This is a genomic window from Pantoea sp. MHSD4 (assembly GCF_021043305.1).
GTDB classification, from domain to species: domain Bacteria; phylum Pseudomonadota; class Gammaproteobacteria; order Enterobacterales; family Enterobacteriaceae; genus Pantoea; species Pantoea eucalypti.
This window is the reverse complement of sequence record NZ_JAJNDH010000007.1, coordinates 185,772-206,963: the sequence shown is the minus strand read 5'-3', so window position 1 is coordinate 206,963 and position 21,192 is coordinate 185,772. Positions and strand designations below refer to the sequence as shown.

The following is a 21,192-nucleotide window of genomic DNA, read 5'->3' as shown; positions in this document are numbered from 1 at the left end:
CGAGGCTGTGTCCGGGTCAGCGCAATGTTAAAGAGGAGGATGATTTTATTCGCTGCTGATTCTGTTACCCGACACCTGGCGCATATGCTTTGTCGCCAGGCTATAGTTACGTGATTGCGCAAATGCTTGCACGGAGAGAATAATGAAACCCAGTGATAATATGGCACAAAAACCGGCGACGGGCGGCTTTGCCCCTGCCGTGCAGCCCACCGCCTCTACGACCATCATTACCGAAAGCCCGGCCATTCACGCAGGTGAAACCTCGGTTCCCAGCCAGGGCGAAAACATGCCGGCATTTTTTGCAAAGCCTCACTCAGCGGAAGGCCCGTTGCCTGTTGTCCTGGTGGTGCAGGAAATCTTTGGTGTGCATGAACACATCCGGGATATCTGCCGTCGTCTTGCGCTGGAAGGCTATCTGGCGATCGCGCCCGAGCTCTATTTCCGCGAGGGCGATCCTTCTGAATACAATGATATCCCGACGCTATTCAGCGAGCTGGTCAGTAAAGTCCCTGACACTCAGGTGCTGGCTGACCTCGATCATGCCGCTAACTGGGCGGCGCGTAATGGCGGCGATATCCGTCGCATGGGCATCACCGGTTTTTGCTGGGGTGGCCGCATCAGCTGGCTCTACGCCGCGCATAACCCACAGCTGCGCGCCGCGGTTGCCTGGTATGGGCGACTGACCGGTGAGCGCACGCTGAAGCAGCAGAAGCATCCTATTGATATTGCGGTCGACTTGAGTGCCCCGGTGTTAGGTTTGTATGGTGGTCAGGATGACGGCATTCCACTGGAGAGCGTCGAGCAGATGCGTCAGGCGTTGCATGCCGCTAATGCAACCGCCGAGATCATCGTCTATCCCGAAGCGGGACATGCGTTTAATGCTGATTACCGTCCGAGCTACCATGCTGAATCAGCGAATGATGGCTGGCAACGCATGCTGGCCTGGTTCAGGCAGTATGGCGTGGCATCAAAATAAATGAAAAAGGGGCGCTTCTGCGCCCCTGATTTTACCCACCGGCCCCATTCCTACGCCGTCTCACCACGCAGTTTCTTCGCCGCCGTCACCATATTCGCCAGCGCCTGACGCGTCTCCGTCCAGCCACGCGTCTTCAGACCGCAGTCCGGGTTGACCCAAAGACGTGTTTCCGGAATCCGTTTCGCCGCCTTCCGCAACAGTGCTTCTATCCACTCCACGCTGGGAACATTGGGGGAGTGAATATCATAGACGCCGGGCCCGATTTCATTCGGATACTCGAAATCTTCAAACGACTCCAGCAGGTCCATGTCTGAACGCGAAGTTTCGATCGTGATGACATCCGCATCCAGGGCTGCGATGGCGTCCATAATGTCGTTAAACTCGCAGTAACACATATGCGTGTGAATCTGGGTTTCATCCCGCGCCACCGCCGCATTCAGCCGGAACGCTTCAACGGCCCAGTTCAGATAGGTCGCCCACTCAGACTGATGCAGGGGCAGACCTTCACGCAGCGCAGGCTCATCAATCTGAATAATCCCGATGCCCGCCTTCTCCAGATCTTCCACTTCATCACGCAGCGCCAGCGCGATCTGCTTGGCGATGATTTCACGTGACACATCTTCACGCGGGAATGACCAGCAGAGAATCGTCACCGGACCGGTCAGCATCCCTTTTACCGGCTTGTCCGTCAGCGACTGGGCATAGCGGGCCCACTCCACAGTGATCGCCTCCGGGCGACTGATATCGCCAATAATGACAGGCGGTTTCACACAGCGAGAACCGTAGCTCTGCACCCAGCCGTTCTGGGTAAAGACAAAGCCGTCCAGATGCTCGCCGAAGTACTCAACCATATCGTTACGTTCTGCTTCACCATGCACCAGCACATCCAGCCCCAGCCGCTCCTGCTCGGTAATCGCCTGTTTAATGTGCTCCGCGATGCCGGTGCGGTAATGACTGCTGTCAAGACGGCCCTGTTTAAAGTCGAGACGCAGGCCGCGAATTTCAGTGGTCTGTGGAAAAGAGCCAATGGTGGTGGTGGGCCAGGCGGGCAGATTGAAACGCTGACGCTGCAGGACGGCGCGAACCGGGTAAGCACTCTGCCGCTCACTGTGCTGTGGCGTGATGGCCTCCAGACGCTGCCCCACCGCCGCATTATGCACCCGTCGGGAGTGAGCACGGGCCTGCACCGGCGCGCTCCAGGCGTCCAGCGACGCCGCATCATTGTTGTTCAGAGCCTGACTCAGCAGCGAGAGCTCAGCACATTTCTGCAGCGCAAAGGCGAACCAGCTTTTGACTTCGTCATCCAGGCGGGTCTCGACACTCAGGTCGATCGGGCTGTGCAGCAGTGAGCAGGAAGATCCAATCCACAGCTGCTCACGCTCTCTGGTCAGCGGTTGCAGGCGACTGAACCAGCGGCTCAGATCGGCGCGCCAGACGTTACGTCCGTTGATCACGCCCAGCGACAGCAGCCAGCTGGCGGGGAGTTGCTGATTCAGCTGCTTAATATCATCATTGCCATGGACCAGATCGACATGCAGGCCCTGCACCGGCAGCGCACGAATCACATCAATGTTCTGGCCGATGCTGTCAAAATAGGTGGTCAGCAGCAGCTTGCTGTGGCCCTGCAGAGCGTCATACGCCAGCTGAAAGGCGTCGCGCCAGGTCTGCGGCAGCTCCAGCGCCAGGGCGGGTTCATCAATCTGTACCCATTCGATGCCGCGCTTTGCCAGTTCCGCCAGCACCTGCTGATAGACCGGCAAAATCGCCGCCAGCAGCGACAGACGTTCAAAGGGTTCACCTTTGACTTTACCCAGCCACAGATACGTCACCGGCCCGAGCAGCACCGGCTTAATGTTATGGCCCAGCGCCAGCGCCTCATCAACCTCGTCCAGCAGCTGAGTCCAGCTCAGTTTAAATGTCTGGCCCTGAGTAAATTCCGGCACGATGTAGTGATAGTTGGTGTTAAACCATTTGGTCATTTCTGCCGCCGCCGCGGGTTCGCCGGTCGGCGCACGCCCGCGCCCCACGCGAAACAGCGTATCCAGATCAACGGTGCCCTCTGTGTTCTGATGACGTGCAGGCACATTGCCCAGCAGCAGGCTGGTGGTCAGCACATGATCATACCAGGCGAAATCGCCGACCGGCAGCAGATCGACGCCCGCCTCTTTCTGCTGTTGCCAGTGTCGCGCCCGCAGCTCGCGGCCCGTCGCCAGTAGTGCCTGCTGCGTGCTGTCGCCTGCCCAGTAACTCTCCAGTGCTTTTTTCAGTTCACGGCGCAGACCAATGCGGGGAAAGCCGAGGGTATGGTTGAGGATAGTCATGTGCTGTTCTCCAGATAATCTTTCACTTTGGCTAAAATGGGCAGCCAAAGATGTTTAGCCGTCCAGATGTTTACACTGCTATAATCTGCGGGTACTGTATGTCGCTCAAGCGCAATATGTTCATTTTCGATGTGAAGGACTCTCATGATCGAACTCAAGCACCTGCGGACGCTTCAGGCTCTGCGCAATACGGGATCGCTGGCGGCGGCGGCGGCCCAGCTTCATCAGACGCAATCGGCGTTATCTCATCAGTTCAGCGATCTGGAGCAGCGGCTGGGATTCCGCCTGTTCGTGCGTAAAAGTCAGCCGCTACGCTTTACGCCGCAGGGGGATATTCTGCTGCAGCTGGCTGAGCAGGTGCTGCCGCAGATTCAGCAGGCGTTGCAGGCCTGTCATGAGCCGCATCAGACCACGCTGCGGGTGGCGATTGAGTGTCACAGCTGCATTCAGTGGCTGACTCCCGCGCTGGACAAGTTCCGCCAGAGCTGGCCGCAGGTGGTGATGGATTTCAAATCAGGCGTGACCTTTGATCCGCAGCCCGCTCTGCAACAGGGTGAGCTGGATGTGGTGCTGACCTCCGACATTCTGGCGCGCTCGGGCCTGTTCTACTCGCCGATGTTTGATTATGAAGTGCGGCTGGTACTGGCGACGGACCACCCGCTGGCGCAGGTTGAGCAGATTTCGCCAGAAGATTTGGCCGATGAAGTGTTAATGATCTATCCGGTTCAGCGTCAGCGTCTGGATATCTGGCGTCACTTCCTGCAGCCAGCGGGCGTGAGTCCGGCTCTGAAAAGTGTGGATAACACCCTGCTGATGATTCAGATGGTGTCGGCGCGCATGGGGATTGCCGCACTGCCGCACTGGGTGGTGGAGAGTTTTGAGAAGCAGGGTCTGGTCGTTACCCGCACGCTGGGCGATGGCCTCTGGAGCCGTCTTTATGCCGCCGTGCGCGAAGGCGAGCAGCGTCAGCCTGTGCTGGAAGCCTTTATCCGCTTTGCCCGTCAGCACGCCTGCGAGCATCTGCCATTTGTGCGCGACGCCGCGCTGCCCGGTGCAGTATTACAGCGGTAATCCGGCGGGCACAAACCTGCGCGAACGCGGGCGAAATCCCCTATAATGCGCAGCCTGTCGACTGAACATGAGAAGATCTCACCATGACTAACAATGATATTCTGCGCAGCGTGCGCTACATGCTCAATCTGAGCGATGCCAAAATGGTGGAGATTTTTGCGCTGGCGCAATGTGACGTGCCGGTAGCGGATATTCAGGCGTGGCTGAAAAAAGATGACGATGCCGCGTTTCGTCCCTGCCCGGATGTGCTGATGGGTTATTTTCTGAATGGCCTGATCTTTTACCGTCGTGGCAAAAGTGAAGATGCGCCCGCGCCGTCCATAGAACGCAAGATGACTAACAATATCTTCATGAGAAAGCTGCGCATCGCTTTTGATCTGAAAACCACCGACATTCCTGATGTCCTGAAGCGCGTGAATTTTACTGTTTCACAGGCTGAGATTGGCGCGATTTTCCGCAAACCGGATCATAAGAACTATCGCGAGTGTGGCGACCAGATTCTGCGCAACTTCCTGAAAGGGCTGGCGATGATTCAGCGTCCTAAGAGTGAGAAGCCTGCCTGATATGGTGCCATCCAGTCGGAAATGGCGGGTTGCTGCGTAAAGACGGCGTAAATCCATCCCTGGAGCCTCGACCGCCGCATCCCTGCGGCGGACGCTTTACTTCTCAACCCGCCATCCCCTCCTTCATATTCGCTCTGAGTCCTTTGTTCAACTGCGATGATGCTGTTAAGTCTCCCGGGCTGGCGCGTCTGAAGAGCGAAGCGTCCGGGCCAGGGATGGCCCGGACGATCCACAGGGAGGTGAGATTCCTTCGCGATCGGACGCGCCAGCCCGGGAGGCCGCAGTCCGGCTACAGCAACGGTTTGTCCCAGCACCTAATGATTACCGGTCACTACGCCCCACCACCCACCGCTTATGCACCCACAGCGAGGCGAGGATCACCAGCGCGCCCGCAATAAAGCTCGGCCAGTGCGGCTTCTCCTGCCAGATAGCCAGATTTACCAGCAGCCCGGCGGGAACGTGCATGTTATTCATAATGCCCAGCGTACCGGCATCGACCTGCGTCGCACCGTAATTCCACATAAAATAGCCGAGACCGGAAGCTGCCACCCCCAGCCAGACCAGAATGCCCCACTGCAATGAAGTCGTCGGCAACTTCTGCGGGTTACCCCAGGCACACCAGGCGATCACCGCAATCAACACTGCCCCCAGATAGAACCAGGAGAAAGCGGTATGCTGCGGCATGGGTCGGGTCTCCTGCAGACGCTTATAACCTACCATTCCCGCCGCAAAGCAGATGTTTGCCAGCTGCACTAACAGCAGGCCAAACCAGAAATGATCGCTGACTTTGTCATAGCGAATAATGGCCGCGCCTGCCACCGCCAGCAACGCACTGAAGATATAGCCGATGCGCAACGGACGACGGCTGATCAGATCATAAATCAGCGTCACGTAGAGCGGGGTCATCACCGTAAACAGCAGGAACTCCGACACGCTCAGGTAGAGATAGGCTTCGAAGCTCAGCAGATACATCACGCCCAGCTGCAACATCCCCACCAGCATATAAAGCAGCAATGTCGAAGGGCGATGGCCGCGCCAGCGCAGGAAAGGGAGAAACACCAGCGCAGCAAGCGCCAGACGCATGAGCACAGAGAACCAGCTGTCTACCTGACCGGCAAGATACTCGCCAATCAGGCTGAACGAAAAGGCCCACAGAATGGTGGTAATAATCAATAAAAACACGGTGACGATCCCGAAATAAACAGGCCGTCAGTGTAAACAATGTGCAGCCCTCAGGCTGTTAAATCTGGTTGACATCTGATTACTAACCAGGCGATTAAAACGCCCGAAAAATGACTTGTTTACACTTACTGACATAAGCGGTGCCGGAATGGGTTTTATGCCAGATAAAATGCGCGAAATGATCCATCGGATGATCATATTCGCTCTCAAATGTAATAAAACTGTAACAAATGTGTCACTCATCACAGTAACGTTGCGCAACTAACACTATTCTTTGCGCGAAATGGAACATCCTGCGTCCATTTTTTTCTGCTCTTTTCCTGCCCCAACCTGCTGGGAATAAAAAACCATAATGTGCCCTGGAGGGCCTCACTGATGCTGAGCATTTTTAAACCTGCACCACGTCAGCCGCAGGTGGCGGAGGATCATGTCGATCCGCTCTACCGTCGCCTGCGCTGGCAAATTTTCATCGGGATCTTCTTTGGTTACGCGGCCTACTATCTGGTCAGGAAAAACTTCGCACTCGCCATGCCCTATCTGGTGGAGCAGGGTTTTTCACGTGGCGATCTCGGTTTTGCCTTATCCGGCATCTCCATTGCCTACGGCTTTTCAAAATTCATCATGGGCTCGGTCTCTGACCGATCAAACCCGCGCGTCTTCTTACCGGCTGGCCTGATTCTGGCAGCAGCAGTGATGCTGATTATGGGATTTGTCCCCTGGGCGACCTCCAGCATCATGGTGATGTTCGTGCTGCTGTTTGTCTGCGGCTGGTTCCAGGGCATGGGCTGGCCACCCTGTGGACGTACCATGGTTCACTGGTGGTCGCAGAAGGAGCGCGGCAGGATTGTCTCGGTCTGGAACTGTGCGCATAACGTAGGCGGCGGTATTCCGCCTCTGCTGTTCCTGCTCGGTATGGCGTGGTTCAACGACTGGAAAGCAGCACTCTACATGCCGGCGTTTGGCGCGATTGCTATTGCGATTCTGGCCTTTGCGCTGATGCGCGACACCCCACAATCCTGTGGTCTGCCGCCGATTGAAGAGTACAAAAACGACTATCCGCCTGATTACGATGCCAGCCACGAAGAGGAGCTGACGGCAAAACAGATCTTCATGAAGTATGTGCTGCCAAACAAGTTGCTGTGGTACATCGCACTGGCCAACGTCTTTGTTTATCTGCTGCGCTACGGCATTCTCGACTGGTCGCCGACCTATCTGCGCGAAGTAAAACACTTCACGCTGGATAAATCGTCGTGGGCCTACTTCCTGTATGAATATGCGGGGATTCCGGGCACGCTGCTGTGTGGCTGGATGTCGGACAAAGTGTTCCGCGGCAATCGCGGTGCAACCGGGGTGTTCTTTATGACGCTGGTGACCATTGCAACTGTGATCTACTGGCTCAACCCGGCGGGTAATCCTGGCGTCGACATGGCCTGCATGATCGTGATTGGCTTCCTGATCTACGGTCCGGTGATGCTGATTGGTCTGCACGCGCTGGAACTGGCACCGAAAAAAGCGGCGGGCACGGCAGCGGGCTTCACCGGCCTGTTCGGCTATCTGGGCGGATCGGTGGCGGCCAGCGCCATTGTCGGTTACACCGTCGATTATTTCGGCTGGGACGGCGGCTTCATGGTCATGATTGCGGGCTGTGTGCTGGCGGTTATTCTGCTGTTACTGACCATGGTCAGCGAACACAAACACAAAAAGACCCTCGCCTGACGGCCATAAAAACAGGGCCGGTTATCCGGCCCTGTTTTACGCTGACGGCTTAAGCCAGATAGAGCGTGCGAAGCATCTGCGGCACCGCATCATCGGCATTCGACCCAATCACATCCAGCGCTGGCAGCGTATCTTTCAACCGCTGATGGGCGTTCTGCATGATAAAGCCTTTACCCGCCATGCTCAGCATCTCCACATCATTCATGCCGTCGCCAAAAGCGATACAGCTTTTCAGCGTGTGGCCCAGCGTCTTCGCGACCGCCTCCAGCGCATGCCCTTTCGACACGCCACCCGCCATCACTTCCAGACAGGTTGGCAGCGAGAAACTGACATTAACCCGGTCGCCCCAGCGCGCTTCAATCGCCTGCTCCATCGGAATCAGATGCTCAGGATTTTCGCAGGTGAAGAAAACCTTGCTGATGTTATCAGTAGGCAACAGACCCGGCTCATAGACCTGATAGTTGAAGACCGACTCGCGGAAATAGTCCTGCTCCGCCGGGCTTGAACGGCTGACAAACCACTCATCGTCGCGGTAAACGTGCGTCAGAATATCGCTGTGATGATACTGCAGACCAAACAGATCGCTGGCGATGTCCTCATCCAGATTATGACTGAACACCAGTTCGCCCTGTGCGTTGTGCACGCGCGCGCCGTTTGAGGTGATCATATAGGCAGGAATGGCCAGGCTGTCGCGCATCTGTCCGACATCAATATGATGACGGCCAGTGGCGAACACAAAGTGAATATCTTTCGCGACCAGCTGCTGCAGTGTTTCACGCGCAAAAGGGGTCAGACGATGTTCGGGAGAAAGCAGCGTGCCATCCAGATCGGATGCAACGATGTGATACATGAAAACCTCGGGTATCTGGTTCTGCCGGTTTAACCGGTCGGATAAAAAACGTCAGTGGTGCGATGAAAAAAAGTCGACCACTGCATTGAGTGCTTCGGCGCGCATCTCATCCTTTTCAAACAGGATCTCATGACGCGCACCCTCGATCACCCGTGGCTTATTGCCCTCACACGGATGACCCGCCGCGGCCATTGCGGCACAAAACAGATCCTGTGAACGATTGTCGACCACCCGATCGTCGCTGGCCTGTAACAGCAGTAGCGGCGTGGTGATCTTATCGACCTGACTGATAATATTGCGACCGGCATGGATGCCTTCACGCACCCAGTGGTAGGTTGGCCCGCCGACGCGAATCGCCGGATCGTCCGCATAAAATCGCAGGTTTCGCCGGTAACGCTCGGTGCTGTGCGTCAGCCGGTTAATGCCAAACGGGTGCGCGCGCCAGCGTCCGGTGCCGAGCGCATAGCCATCGCGCATAGCCGGACGTTTCTCCGCCCAGTCAAGAAGCCGATGGGCCAGAAATGAGGGCAGCGGCAAGGCAATGCCAAACATCGGCGCCACTAACGCTGCCGCATGAAACGCCTGCGGCTGACGCGCCAGGAACAGCGTTAAGATTGCGCCACCCATCGAGTGAGCCAGCGCATAGCGCTGCTGATAGTGACCGCTGACAATCTCTTTAAGATAGAGCGTTTCAAGATCGTCGACATAATGGGTAAATTCCGCTACGTGACCACGGTGTGTATCTTCCAGCAGGCGATCGGAACGCCCCTGACCGCGATGGTCCAGAATCACCACATCAAATCCGCAGTGAAACAGATCGTACGCCAGCTCAGGATATTTTATGTAACTCTCAATGCGTCCTGGCACAATCAGGATCACACGCTTATGTTGCGGCGATGTGAAGCGGACATAGCGCAGCGTCAGATTTCCTACGCCGGTAAACTCCCGTTCTTCACGACTGTGCCAGAAATCGAGCAGCGGCCCGGTGGCGAAGGCAGCAAAGGCTTTTTCACGTCGCAGCCAACTGGCTTTGTGTTGATTCATTCGCCCTCCTGATGACCGGATACTGAGTCATGAATGCCATGCGCAGGCCGTAGCGTCGCGCTTATTTCTGGCGTATTGTGTCACAATTCCGTTACTAAAGAGAGCCTGACCCATGACCATCGAATGGTGGCTGACCTATCTGCTTACCACCACAATTCTCAGCCTGTCGCCTGGCTCCGGGGCAATCAACACCATGAGTACCGGTATCAGCCATGGCTACCGTGGCACGGTAGCGTCCATCTCCGGTTTGCAGGTCGGCCTGGCACTGCACATCGTGCTGGTCGGTATCGGTCTGGGCGCGTTGTTTTCTCAGTCGCTGCTGGCATTTGAAATTCTGAAATGGGCCGGTGCAGCCTATCTGGTCTGGCTGGGTATTCAGCAATGGCGCTCCGCAGGTGGCATCGATCTGGATGCGGTCGCCAAAGCGATGCCGCGTCGTCGCCTTTTCAAACGCGCCGTACTGGTTAACCTGACCAACCCGAAAAGTATCGTTTTTCTTGCTGCACTCTTTCCGCAATTTATCCAGCCACATCAGCCGCTGTTTATGCAGTATCTGGTGCTGGGTGTCACCACCGTGGTGGTCGATATCATCGTGATGATTGGTTACGCCACATTGGCAACGCGGATTGCTGGCTGGATTAAAGGACCAAAACAGATGAAGTTAATGAACCGCATTTTCGGTGGTCTGTTTATGGCGGTGGGCGCGCTGCTGGCCAGCGCCAGAAAGATCGCGTAAGGCCTTACGCGCCGACACGCTGAGGTCGGCGCGATCCTTCCCTGCATCACATCCCCTCTCCCTGGCGACGCTACGGCGCGGTCAATGGCACCGCACGCAACACAATAATTCCCGGTTTTGATCGCATATACTCCCTGAATGGCGTATCGACCACTTTGCGATGAGCGGCCAGCGAAGAGGCGTTCCTGAACCACAACCGTCCATCATGCCAGACGGCAATCCCAACGTGCGACACATCCAGCCCCTGAGCGTTGGTATAAACGCCAATGTAATCGCCGGTCTGAATCTGCTTCAGTACCTGCGATGTGATCGCGCGAGCTGGGATGTAAGTTATGCGTCGGGGAACCACACCCAGACCGGGCAGCCTTTCTTTTCCGCTGACCTCACGATTCAGTTGCTTCACCACCGTCACCGCATCCGGGCTGAGTGTGCGGGTTATGTCAGTGGCATTACGCGGGCTTTCAGCAAACCAGTCGGAAAAAAAGTGACGCCGTTTCAGGTAGCTGACCTCTCCGCCCGCGTAACGCGTCCGAACCAGGTTAGCCTCAAAGCTGGCGCGATCGTGGCTGCGGCTTAGCGCCTGAACGTAATCAAGCAGCGTGAAACAATCCACTCCGTTGAAATTGATCACCAGCGCTTCTGGTGTTTCGGGCGAGCCGATCAGCGTATCCGCCTGATAAGGCGTACCGAGAAACGCAGCGGAGATCTGGTTAATTCTTTCGCCCTGCTGCTGCTCAGACACCGGAGGCAACTGCGCCAGGATGGCCGATATCCTGTCTCCCTTCACCTGGTCAGGAACGCGATAATGGGCAGCCTCAGGCGCGGCGCAGGCGCTGATGCAGAACGCGATTAACAACACTAACAGGGGTTTTGTGTTCATTATCATCTCCATGAAAACAGAGTCCGTCGATACGACCATACCGGAGGTGAAGATTTCATTAATCAAAGAAGGGTGACGATTTATACGCGGTTGTAACAGTGGGGCGTTAACAGGTGCAGTTTGTGACAGTCGTCACGCACGTGAAGTTCAGAGAGATACCACAGGCAATGAAGTTTTGCCGGATGCGCAATGCGCTCTCCGGCATAAAGGGATTGCAGCGCTTAACGTGAAATAATCAGGTGGATACCAAAACCGGCAAACAGGACGCCTGCCATGCCATCGACCCACTTTGCCAGGCGCTGATATTTAGCGCGGATCCACGGTAGCGCAAAGATAGCCGCGACCAGGGCAAACCAGGCAAAGGTTTCACCAATGATCAACAGGAACAAGCCCCAGCGCTCTGCCGAACCCACATCATCACCGACGAACAGCGAGAAGACGCTACCGAAGTAAATAATCGCTTTAGGATTCGACAGGTTCGTCAGCAGGCCTTTGAGAAAGCTCATTCCGCGTTTCGGCAGCTCAACTACGGGCTCATCCTGCTGCGGCTGTTTGTGTCGCTGACGTGCCGAACACATCAGCTGCCAGCCCATCCACAACAGATAGAGTCCACCACCGACCATGATGATCTGATGCAGCCACGCCATTTTTTCCAGGATCAGGTGCAGTCCCATCAGCGCCACGCCCGCCCAGACAACGATACCCAGCGTAATACCCAGTACCCCCATCATCGCCTCTTTACGCGAGCGGCTGGCGGCGGTTTGCGATACGAAAAAGAAATCAGGGCCGGGGCTCATCAATGCCACCAGATGAACCAGCGCAACCGTTGCGAATAACATCAGCATAATCAGTGTCCTTTATTCTTCATCATCAAGATGCTCTTTGATCATCACCAGGAAAGGTTTGCCAAAGCGCTCCAGTTTGCGGTGGCCCACGCCGTTGACGCTGAGCATCTCCGACGCGCTGACCGGCATCTGTTCTGCCATCTCTATCAGTGTGGCGTCATTGAACACCACATAGGGGGGAATATTCTCTTCGTCGGCGATCGCTTTTCGCAGCTTACGCAGCTTGGCGAACAGCTTGCGGTCGTAATTGCCACCGAGAAACTTCGCCGGACTGCTGCTTTTTGTTTTCGCAGTAATCAATCGCGGCACTGCCAGCATCAAAGGCACTTCACCGCGCAGCACCGGGCGCGCTGCTTCGGTCAACTGTAACGCCGAATGCATAGCGATGTTCTGCGTCACCAGCCCCAGATGGATTAACTGACGTAACACACTGACCCAGTGTTCGTGGCTCTGGTCTTTGCCCAGTCCATAAACCGGCAGTTTGTCATGACCCTGTTCACGAATACGCTGATTATTAGACCCGCGCAGCACCTCAACGATATAGCCCATGCCAAAACGCTGACCAACACGATAGATACCGGAAAGCGCTTTTTGCGCTTCAACCAGACCGTCGTAGCGTTTAGGCGGATCGAGACAGATATCGCAGTTGCCGCATGGCTGCTGGCGACCCTCGCCAAAATAGTTCAGCAGCACCAGACGGCGGCAGGTCTGCGCTTCCGCAAACGCGCCCATCGCATTGAGCTTGTGGCGTTCAATATCCTGCAGCGGCCCTGGCACTTTCTCTTCGAGGCATTTACGCAACCAGGCCATATCGGCCGGATCGTAGAGCATCATCGCTTCGGCGGGCAGACCATCACGTCCGGCCCGGCCGGTTTCCTGATAATAGGACTCAATATTACGCGGAATATCGAAGTGGACGACAAAACGGACGTTGGGTTTGTTGATACCCATGCCAAAGGCCACCGTCGCCACCACGATTTGCAGATCGTCACGTTGAAACGCTTCCTGCACCCGGCCACGCTGTTCGCTGTCGATTCCGGCATGATAGGCGCCCACGCTGAATCCACGGCTTTGCAGACGCGCGGCGGTGTCTTCCACCTTCGCCCGGCTGTTGCAGTAGATAATGCCGCACTTACCGCGCTGATCCTGAACGTAGCGCAGCAGCTGATCGGTGGGTTTAAATTTCTCCACCAGCGTGTAACGGATATTAGGACGGTCAAAGCTGCTGATCTGGATCAGCGGATCCTGCATGTGCAGCAGGTTAACGATGTCATTGCGGGTGGTTTCATCCGCCGTCGCGGTCAGTGCCATCACCGGTAATTCCGGGAAGCGCTGACGCATCTTTCCGAGTGCGCCATATTCCGGACGGAAATCGTGGCCCCACTGGGAAATGCAGTGCGCTTCGTCCACGGCCAGCATCGCGGGCTGCCAGTGCGCCAGACTTTCCAGGAAGTTATCCATCATCAGGCGTTCGGGAGCGATATAAAGTAGCTTAACCCGACCGGTACGGCAGTCTGCCATCACCGTCTGCTGCTGATCGCGCGTCATGGTGGAGTTGAGATACGCCGCCGCCACGCCATTCGCCAGCAGCTGATCGACCTGATCTTTCATCAGAGAGATCAGCGGTGACACCACCAGCGTCAGTCCCTCGCGCACCAGCGCCGGAATCTGATAACAAAGCGATTTCCCTCCGCCAGTGGGCATCACCACCAGGCAATCGCGCCCGCTTAGCGCCTGATGAATGATCGTCTGCTGACCGGGACGAAAATGCTGATAGCCGAAGGTATCCTGCAATACCTGCTGCGCCAGCGCTTCCTGATTGAGAACTGCCGAGGTTGCCACGCGATTCCTGTCTTACGTTTGAGATTAGAACAAGTCGTTAAGCGTTACACCCACACCCAGACGCGTCTGGCGATGGTTGTAATCGATCAGTGATTCACCGTAACCGCTAAATACCTGAGTATAGAAGCGAACGTGTTCAGTGATAGGGTAGCTCCAGCCCATTGTCGCGCCGCCATAACCGCTGTTCCAGTTATAGTTGCCCTCAACGCTGAAAATACTGTCGCCTAGCCGGTAGCCCACTTTGGCACGGTAATAACCCATATATTTGGTGATATCAGGATTATCATCGCTGCTCTCCCCTTCCGGGATGCGATACCAGGGTTTGATTTCCGCCAGGAAGTTACCGTTCTCCGCCATCAGACGCGCATAAACACGGTTCCAGCTGCGTGAAGTCGGATCGCTTCGTCCATTGGACTGATGATTCAGACCCACTTCAACATCCCGTAAGGTCCAGCCCGCCAGTGAATAGTCGGTTGCCCAGCCGAGGAAGATCTGGGGTTCATAGTTGGTTTCGCGGAATGGCGAAGACTCCGCGCTATTCGACAGCTGCCACCAGGAACGCTGTGTATAAGAGGCCGCCAGGACGGAGTTGTCGCCCAGAATACCGCGCCATAACGGAAATGCCAGACTGAGCTGGAATTTCACTTCATCTTTACGGGCATTTTCTCCCCAGTTATAAGATGAGATCGCCTCTTTATTCAGATCGCTGGTATAGGTGTAGAGCAGATAGTTGTTCTCGTAAGGATAGAGAACAAACGGGTTGTCGTGCTTCTCCAGCAGGTTAGCAATAATGCTGCCCTGGACCTGTGGCGCGTCATGAACCTCTTTAATCTGGGCTTCATCCGCCTGCGCCAGCGCAGGAAATATCAACATTGCCGCCAGCAAGGCGCGATGCTTACGCATAGAATTCTCCGGTGAGCAACTGCGTATCAGAATAACTGAAAGGGTGTCGTAAAAAGCAGGCCATTCTACACACAAATGGCAGCGAGCATGAGTGCTGATTTCTTAAACTGGAAACACCCTCGCAGGCGTCATAGAATACACAACTCATTAACGTTCCGCGCCCCTCTGGCCCGATTTTTTCAGGACACATCATCATGTCATCACCCGTGCTGACACAGCAGGACGCTCGTAAGCTGGTCGGCGAAATTTTCGTTTATCACATGCCGTTTAATCAGGCGCTGGGCCTGGAGCTGCTGCGCCTTGACGCAGACTACGCAGAGATCAGTTTCAATAACAAAACCATGCTGGTAGGTAACCAGGCACAGCAGATTCTGCACGGCGGCGTTATCGCCTCGGTACTGGATGTGGCTGCGGGCATGGTGTGCGTCAGTAATGCGCTAACCCGTCAGGAGAGCATCACTGAGGAGGAGCTGCGCCAGCGTCTGTCGCGCATGGGCACCATTGATATGCGTGTCGACTATTTACGTCCCGGACGCGGTGAACGCTTCATCGCCACCAGCAGCCTGCTGCGTGCCGGTAACAAAGTCGGCGTGGCTCGGGTGGAGCTGCACAATCAACAGGGCGACTACATCGCTACGGCGACTGCCACCTATCTTATCGGCTAACCACGCCACTGAATGGATCGCATATGGATACGCAACAAACCCGGCAGGGCGTTGGCTTTGCACTGGGCGCTTACTTTATCTGGGGCATTGCGCCCGCCTATTTCAAGCTGGTGAAACAGGTTCCCGCGACAGAAATCATGACGCATCGCGTGATCTGGTCTGCGCTCTTTATGCTGTTGCTGATTACCCTGAGCCGCAGCTGGCCCGGTGTACGCAGCGTATTGCGCCAGCCCCGAAAAGTGCTGATGCTGGCGCTGACAGCAGTGACGATCGGCGGCAACTGGCTGCTGTTCATCTGGGCGGTCAACAATCAGCATATGCTGGAAGCCAGCCTCGGTTACTTTATTAACCCGCTGATTAACGTGGTGTTCGGCATGCTGTTTCTGCGCGAACGCTTTCGTCGCCTGCAGTGGCTGGCCGTACTGCTGGCAGCCGTCGGCGTGCTGGTGCAGCTGTGGCAGTTTGGATCGTTACCGATTATCGCGCTGGGCCTGGCGCTGAGCTTTGCCCTGTACGGTCTTTTGCGCAAAAAGATTCAGGTCGATGCGCAGAGCGGTATGCTGATTGAAACCCTGTGGCTGTTCCCGCTGGCGGCGATTTACCTGTTTGGCTTTGCCGACAGCGCCACCAGCCATTTATCGGCTAACCCGCTGAGCCTCAACCTGAAGCTGATTGCGGCCGGCATTGTTACCACCATTCCACTGATGCTGTTTGCGGCGGCCTGCAGCCGACTGCGACTCTCCACCGTGGGCTTCTTCCAGTACCTCGGCCCGACGCTGATGTTTGTCCTGGCGGTGGTGTTTTACGGTGAAACCATCACGCCAGACAAGCTGGTGACCTTTGCCTTCATCTGGCTGGCGCTGCTGGTGTTTGTCTGCGATGCGGTGGCGTTTTCATTCCGCTCCCGTTCCCGTGCGCGCGTAGCGTGAAATAAAGCGCGCTAAAGCCGGGCCGGTCAGCAGGATGGTAAAGAGACGCAACGTCTGCATCGCCATCACAAACGCCATATTGACCTGCGTGCCTGCAGCAATAATCGCCACCGTGTCCAGTCCGCCTGGACTGGTGGCGAGATAAGCCGTCATCAGATCGATATCCAGCATTCGGGTCAGCATCCACGCCAGCCCGCCACACAACAACATCAACCCGAAGATCGAGGCCAGCATTTGCGGCAGCGTGCGCAGTGCCAGCAGAAAAATCGGGCGGGTGAAACGCAGTCCCACGCTCCAGCCAATCAGCGCATAGGCCACGGCCAGCAACCATTCCGGCACCTGTAATATCGCGATATGACTGCTGTTCAGTGCCGCACCCGCCAGTGCGGGCAGCAGCAACGCGCCAGAAGGAATGCGCAGTCGTGTGCCCAGCCATGCACCCAGCAGCATGACGACCAGGGTAATGGCAAAACCGCGATTCAGCGCCGGAAACCAGAGCAGCGACACGCTGTGTGCTTCATCGCCCAGCCCGATGCGCGCCACCAGCGCGGCCGCCGAGGCGACAAACAGTACCCGCAGATACTGCATAAACGCCACCAGCCGGACGTCAGCGCCAAAGTCACCCGCCATCGCCACCATGGCCGATGCTCCCCCCGGCGACGATCCCCATGCGCCGGTCGGGCCAGGCAGATGACTGAAGCGCACCAGCAGAAAACCGGACAAGCCACTGGCCGCCAGCGTCAGCAACAGCACCGCCAGTACGATCGGCCAGTCCTGAATCAGCGGTGTCAGAATCGAAGGTGACAGGCTTTGCGCAATCATGCAGCCCAGAACGGCCTGAGCAACCAGGAAGAACCGTTTATCAATGCACAGCGTGGCACCTGATAGCCCCATCACCACGCCCACGATCATCGGTCCCAGTAACAGCGCGGCAGGCACATGAAAATAGTGCAGCACCGCACCCAGCAACACTGAGACCAGCAACAGCAGCGTCCACTGCGCGCGCAACGAAAAAGCGTCCATAAGAAGTTAATTATTTGTAAAAAAAGGAGGGTCAGAGTACGCAGAAACGGGGATGAGAGCCAGCAAAACGGGCCATCTGAGATGGCCCGTGGCTGTTTTAAAGCCAGTTTTTACGCTTGAAGTAGAGATAAGGTGCCAGTCCGGCAAGAATCATCAGGCCGATAGCCGCAGGATAACCAAAGCTCCACTTCAGTTCCGGCATAAACTCGAAGTTCATCCCGTAGCTGGAAGCCACCAGCGTTGGCGGCAGAAATACCACGGAGACCACGGAGAAGATCTTGATGATGCGGTTCTGCTCGATATTGATAAAGCCCATTGCCGCCTGCATCAGGAAGTTCACCTTCTGGAACAGCGATTCGTTATGCGGCAGGAGCGATTCGATATCGCGCAGAATTTCACGTGCCTGCTCCAGCTGATTGCCCGGCAGGCGCGCTTTACGCACCAGGAAGTTCAGCGCGCGCTGGGTATCCATCAGACAGAGGCGCACTTTCCAGCCGATATCTTCCAGTTCCGCTAACCGCGACAGCGCCTGATCGTACTCTTCGCCCTGCTGACCTTCCATGATCACCCGGCTGAGTTTCTCCAGCGCGCTGTAGATGTTCTCGATTTCATCGGCAAGCTGTTCGATTTTGGTTTCAAACAGGTCGAGCAGCAGCTCAAAGGCATTGCCGTCGATCAGCGTCTGGTTACGGGCGCGCATACGATAGAGGCGAAAAGCGGGCAGTTCGCGTTCGCGCAGTGTATAGAGGCGGCCTTCACGGATGGTGAACGCCACAGTAGAGTTACCGGCGTGATCGTCAGCATCTTCATAGAAGAAGAAGGAGTGAATATGCAGACCATCTTCATCTTCGAAGAAACGTGCTGAGGCCTCAATGTCTTCCAGCTCAGGCCGTGTTGCCAGGCTCTGACCCAGTTCTGACTGCACCCGATCACGTTCGCCCTCTTCCGGTTCAATAAGATCGACCCAGACGGAGGTGGTCAGTTTGTCGTTTTCGTCTTCCAGCTCCAGTCGCGTCAGGCGGCTGTGATCCAGTTTAAATGCGCTCAGCATAGCAATACTCCCCATTGCAGACTAAATGGGACAAGGCAGTCCGCCGTTCCTCAACATAGAACGTACGGCCTGAACACGGAAACAGAGTTTCAGAGATAAATCAGTGCTGACTCGTGCGACGGAATCAAAAAGGGAGGTCGCTGATAACCGCTAAGGCTACCCGCGTAAAGAGGTAGCCTTAGATGTTATTCCTGGTATCCAGGTCATCGAGCCAGCATCGACTGGGCGTGTCCAAGGCATTGTCCTCTCATGATAATAGTGGGCGCATGTTACGCTGAGACGAAAAAGCCGTCAACCGCACGCTAAAGCGTTTCCAGCTTCGCGTAAGCCGCCACCAGCCACTTGATTCCCTGCCCCTGAAACGCCACCTGCAGGCGGCTGTGTTCACCGCTGCCTTCCAGATTAATGATGGTGCCTTCGCCAAATTTCGCGTGATGAACACGCTGACCCAGCGCGAATCCGCTGTCATTTTTGGTCACCGGGGCACCCATCCGCTGATGGTTTACCGGACGGCTCACGCTGGCGCGCAGACGCACTTCTTCGATGCACGCTTCGGGCAGTTCGCCGATGAAACGGGAAGGCCGGTGATACACTTCCTTACCATAGAGTCGGCGGGTTTCAGCGTAGGTCAGCGTCAGCTTCATCATGGCACGGGTTACGCCGACATAAGCCAGACGACGCTCCTCTTCCAGACGTCCGCCTTCATCCAGCGACATCTGGCTCGGGAACATCCCCTCTTCCATGCCGACAATAAAGACCTGGCTGAACTCCAGCCCTTTCGCCGAGTGCAGCGTCATCAGCTGAACCGCATCCTGCCACTTGTCCGCCTGACCTTCACCCGCTTCAAGGGCGGCATGGGACAAGAAGGCCTGCAGCGGCATCAGATCTTCATCTTCGTCCTGATAGCTGAACTGGCGTGTTGCCGTCACCAGCTCCTCAAGGTTTTCGATACGCGCCTGGCCCTTCTCACCTTTTTCCTGCTCATACATCAGCCACAGGCCTGAGTCTTTAATGACCCGGTCGGTCTGAACATGCAGCGGTAAATCGGCGGTTTCCGTAGCCAGTGAATCGACCAGCTCACAGAAGCGTTGCAGCGCCGACGCGGCACGGCCAGCCAGCGCGCGGCTTTGCAGCAGTTCGCGCGTGGCCTGCCACAACGTCATCTGACGCTCACGGGCGGTCTGACGTACCACGTCGAGCGTGCGATCGCCCACGCCACGTGTCGGGGTATTTACGACGCGCTCAAAAGCCGCATCGTCATTGCGGTTCGCCATCAGACGCAGATAGGAGAGCGCATCTTTGATCTCCTGGCGTTCGAAGAAGCGCATGCCGCCATAAATACGGTACGGCATGCTGCTTTGCAGCAGCGCCTCTTCCAGCACACGCGACTGGGCGTTGCTGCGATAGAGAATGGCGCAGTCGTTGAGCGCGCCGCCGTTCTCCATCCAGACCTTGATGCGGTTAACCACAAAGCGTGCTTCATCCAGCTCATTAAAGGCGCAATAGATAGAGATTGGCTCACCATCGCTGCCTTCGGTCCAGAGCTCTTTACCCAGGCGGCCATTGTTGTTGGCGATCAGGGCGTTGGCGGCTTTCAGGATGTTATTGGTTGAGCGATAGTTCTGCTCCAGACGAATGGTTTCCGCGCCAGGGAAATCCTGCAGGAAGCGCTGGATATTCTCGACCTGCGCGCCGCGCCAGCCGTAGATAGACTGGTCATCATCGCCTACGATGATCACACGACCGCTGTCACCCGCCAGCATCCGAATCCAGGCGTACTGAATGTTGTTGGTATCCTGAAACTCATCCACCAGCACGTTGGTAAAACGTTCGCGGTAGTGATTAAGAATGTGCGGCTTGTTGAGCCACAGCTCATGGGCGCGCAGCAGCAGCTCAGCGAAATCGACTAGACCGGCGCGATCACAGGCTTCCTGATAGGCCTGATAAATGCGCAGCCAGGTCTGCTCAATCGGATTGCCGTAGCTTTCAATATGCTTTGGCCGCAGGCCTTCATCTTTTTTGCCGTTGATGTACCACATGCCCTGACGCGCAGGCCACTGCTTGTCATCAAGGTTCATGGATTTAATCAGGCGCTTAAGCAGACGCAGCTGATCTTCACTGTCGAGGATCTGAAAATCCTGCGGCAGACCGGCATCAAGATGGTGAGCGCGCAGTAAACGGTGCGCCAGGCCGTGGAAGGTGCCGATCCACATCCCGCCCTGACTGGTGCCGATCAGATGCTCGATACGGTGACGCATCTCCGCGGCCGCTTTGTTGGTAAAGGTCACCGCCATAATTGAATAGGGAGAGCAATTCTCCACCGACATCAGCCAGGCAATGCGATGCACCAGCACCCGCGTTTTACCACTGCCCGCGCCTGCCAGCACCAGCAGGTTACTGCGCGGAGCCGCAACGGCAGCGCGCTGATTGTCATTCAAACCATCGAGCAGTTCAGAAACGTCCATAAGCACCGTTTACCAGAGAAAAAGCGTTGTCGTCGCGCTGATTATTCCGCCTGCCGCAAGACAGTATCGCTGCCCGTCAGGCGGCGACACAGATGCCAGATTAGTGACGGCGGCAAAGCAGAAAAGAGGA

19 protein-coding genes are annotated in these 21,192 nt (G+C 56.3%); 7 read left to right on the top strand and 12 right to left on the bottom strand.

Translation table 11 applies throughout. The features are described 5' to 3' along the window. Nucleotides 1-142: 142 nt before the first annotated feature. Complete coding sequence (locus LQK91_RS19320) at nt 143-976, top strand: dienelactone hydrolase family protein (protein ID WP_008926448.1); 834 nt, start codon at nt 143-145, stop codon at nt 974-976. A 50-nt stretch (nt 977-1,026) separates the two neighbouring features. On the opposite strand, the gene metE is transcribed toward LQK91_RS19320, so the two are convergent. Further along, entirely contained in the window at nt 1,027-3,297 is a 2,271-nt protein-coding gene (gene metE / locus LQK91_RS19315; RefSeq protein ID WP_105100014.1) for a 5-methyltetrahydropteroyltriglutamate--homocysteine S-methyltransferase, read from the bottom strand. 144 nt (nt 3,298-3,441) lie between these two features. Here metE and metR point away from each other — a divergent pair, with 144 nt between their 5' ends. Together metR and LQK91_RS19305 are read left to right on the top strand one after the other, a co-directional pair. After that, nucleotides 3,442-4,368, top strand: a complete 927-nt coding sequence (metR, locus tag LQK91_RS19310; protein ID WP_003854400.1) for an HTH-type transcriptional regulator MetR — start codon at nt 3,442-3,444, stop codon at nt 4,366-4,368. Nucleotides 4,369-4,451: 83 nt separating this feature from the next. Next, complete coding sequence (locus LQK91_RS19305; protein ID WP_003854397.1) at nt 4,452-4,931, top strand: DUF1456 family protein; 480 nt, start codon at nt 4,452-4,454, stop codon at nt 4,929-4,931. A gap of 321 nt (nt 4,932-5,252) precedes the next feature. On the opposite strand, the gene LQK91_RS19300 is transcribed toward LQK91_RS19305, so the two are convergent. Continuing rightward, nucleotides 5,253-6,113 carry a carboxylate/amino acid/amine transporter gene (locus LQK91_RS19300; protein WP_003854395.1) on the bottom strand — a complete coding sequence of 287 codons (861 nt, stop codon included), beginning with the start codon at nt 6,111-6,113 and terminating at the stop codon, nt 5,253-5,255. Between the two features lie 375 nt (nt 6,114-6,488). Between LQK91_RS19300 and glpT the strand changes: the two genes are divergently transcribed. After that, nucleotides 6,489-7,829, top strand: a complete 1,341-nt coding sequence (gene glpT, locus LQK91_RS19295; protein ID WP_003854394.1) for a glycerol-3-phosphate transporter — start codon at nt 6,489-6,491, stop codon at nt 7,827-7,829. Nucleotides 7,830-7,878: 49 nt separating this feature from the next. On the opposite strand, the gene yigL is transcribed toward glpT, so the two are convergent. Beyond that, nucleotides 7,879-8,679 carry a sugar/pyridoxal phosphate phosphatase YigL gene (gene yigL, locus LQK91_RS19290; protein WP_003854392.1) on the bottom strand — a complete coding sequence of 267 codons (801 nt, stop codon included), beginning with the start codon at nt 8,677-8,679 and terminating at the stop codon, nt 7,879-7,881. Between the two features lie 51 nt (nt 8,680-8,730). Beyond that, nucleotides 8,731-9,723, bottom strand: a complete 993-nt coding sequence (gene pldB, locus LQK91_RS19285; protein WP_105100013.1) for a lysophospholipase L2 — start codon at nt 9,721-9,723, stop codon at nt 8,731-8,733. Between the two features lie 112 nt (nt 9,724-9,835). Here pldB and rhtB point away from each other — a divergent pair, with 112 nt between their 5' ends. Beyond that, a complete protein-coding gene (gene rhtB, locus LQK91_RS19280) occupies nt 9,836-10,459 on the top strand; it encodes a homoserine/homoserine lactone efflux protein (RefSeq protein WP_003854387.1) in 624 nt (207 codons plus the stop codon). Nucleotides 10,460-10,529: 70 nt separating this feature from the next. On the opposite strand, the gene LQK91_RS19275 is transcribed toward rhtB, so the two are convergent. The 4 genes from LQK91_RS19275 to pldA all read right to left on the bottom strand — a co-directional run bounded on the left by LQK91_RS19275 (nt 10,530) and on the right by pldA (nt 14,929). Continuing rightward, nucleotides 10,530-11,339, bottom strand: coding sequence for a DUF1460 domain-containing protein (locus LQK91_RS19275; protein WP_105100012.1), 810 nt, complete (start codon nt 11,337-11,339; stop codon nt 10,530-10,532). Between the two features lie 221 nt (nt 11,340-11,560). Then, the gene (rhtC, locus tag LQK91_RS19270; RefSeq protein ID WP_008926442.1) at nt 11,561-12,184 is read right to left on the bottom strand and encodes a threonine export protein RhtC; all 624 of its coding nucleotides are present in this window, start codon (nt 12,182-12,184) and stop codon (nt 11,561-11,563) included. Nucleotides 12,185-12,196: 12 nt separating this feature from the next. Then, nucleotides 12,197-14,026, bottom strand: a complete 1,830-nt coding sequence (gene recQ / locus LQK91_RS19265) for an ATP-dependent DNA helicase RecQ (protein ID WP_003854379.1) — start codon at nt 14,024-14,026, stop codon at nt 12,197-12,199. A gap of 24 nt (nt 14,027-14,050) precedes the next feature. Further along, a complete protein-coding gene (gene pldA / locus LQK91_RS19260) occupies nt 14,051-14,929 on the bottom strand; it encodes a phospholipase A (protein ID WP_105100011.1) in 879 nt (292 codons plus the stop codon). 194 nt (nt 14,930-15,123) lie between these two features. On the opposite strand from pldA, the gene LQK91_RS19255 reads away from it, so the two are divergent. Together LQK91_RS19255 and rarD are read left to right on the top strand one after the other, a co-directional pair. Continuing rightward, nucleotides 15,124-15,594: a thioesterase family protein gene (locus LQK91_RS19255; protein WP_008926441.1), complete on the top strand. Its 471-nt coding sequence runs from the start codon at nt 15,124-15,126 to the stop codon at nt 15,592-15,594. A 23-nt stretch (nt 15,595-15,617) separates the two neighbouring features. Next, complete coding sequence (gene rarD, locus LQK91_RS19250; RefSeq protein ID WP_003854374.1) at nt 15,618-16,523, top strand: EamA family transporter RarD; 906 nt, start codon at nt 15,618-15,620, stop codon at nt 16,521-16,523. Here rarD and LQK91_RS19245 read toward each other — a convergent pair. The 4 genes from LQK91_RS19245 to uvrD form a co-directional block, all read right to left on the bottom strand. Then, the gene (locus LQK91_RS19245; RefSeq protein ID WP_105100010.1) at nt 16,488-17,546 is read right to left on the bottom strand and encodes an AbrB family transcriptional regulator; all 1,059 of its coding nucleotides are present in this window, start codon (nt 17,544-17,546) and stop codon (nt 16,488-16,490) included. The genes rarD and LQK91_RS19245 overlap by 36 nt on opposite strands. A gap of 97 nt (nt 17,547-17,643) precedes the next feature. Beyond that, nucleotides 17,644-18,597, bottom strand: coding sequence for a magnesium/cobalt transporter CorA (gene corA, locus LQK91_RS19240; RefSeq protein ID WP_003854370.1), 954 nt, complete (start codon nt 18,595-18,597; stop codon nt 17,644-17,646). A 178-nt stretch (nt 18,598-18,775) separates the two neighbouring features. Next, nucleotides 18,776-18,832, bottom strand: coding sequence for a YsgD/CorL family protein (ysgD, locus tag LQK91_RS22125; RefSeq protein ID WP_370581311.1), 57 nt, complete (start codon nt 18,830-18,832; stop codon nt 18,776-18,778). A 67-nt stretch (nt 18,833-18,899) separates the two neighbouring features. Further along, nucleotides 18,900-21,062: a DNA helicase II gene (gene uvrD, locus LQK91_RS19235; RefSeq protein WP_003854368.1), complete on the bottom strand. Its 2,163-nt coding sequence runs from the start codon at nt 21,060-21,062 to the stop codon at nt 18,900-18,902. Between the last annotated feature and the right edge of the window lie 130 nt (nt 21,063-21,192).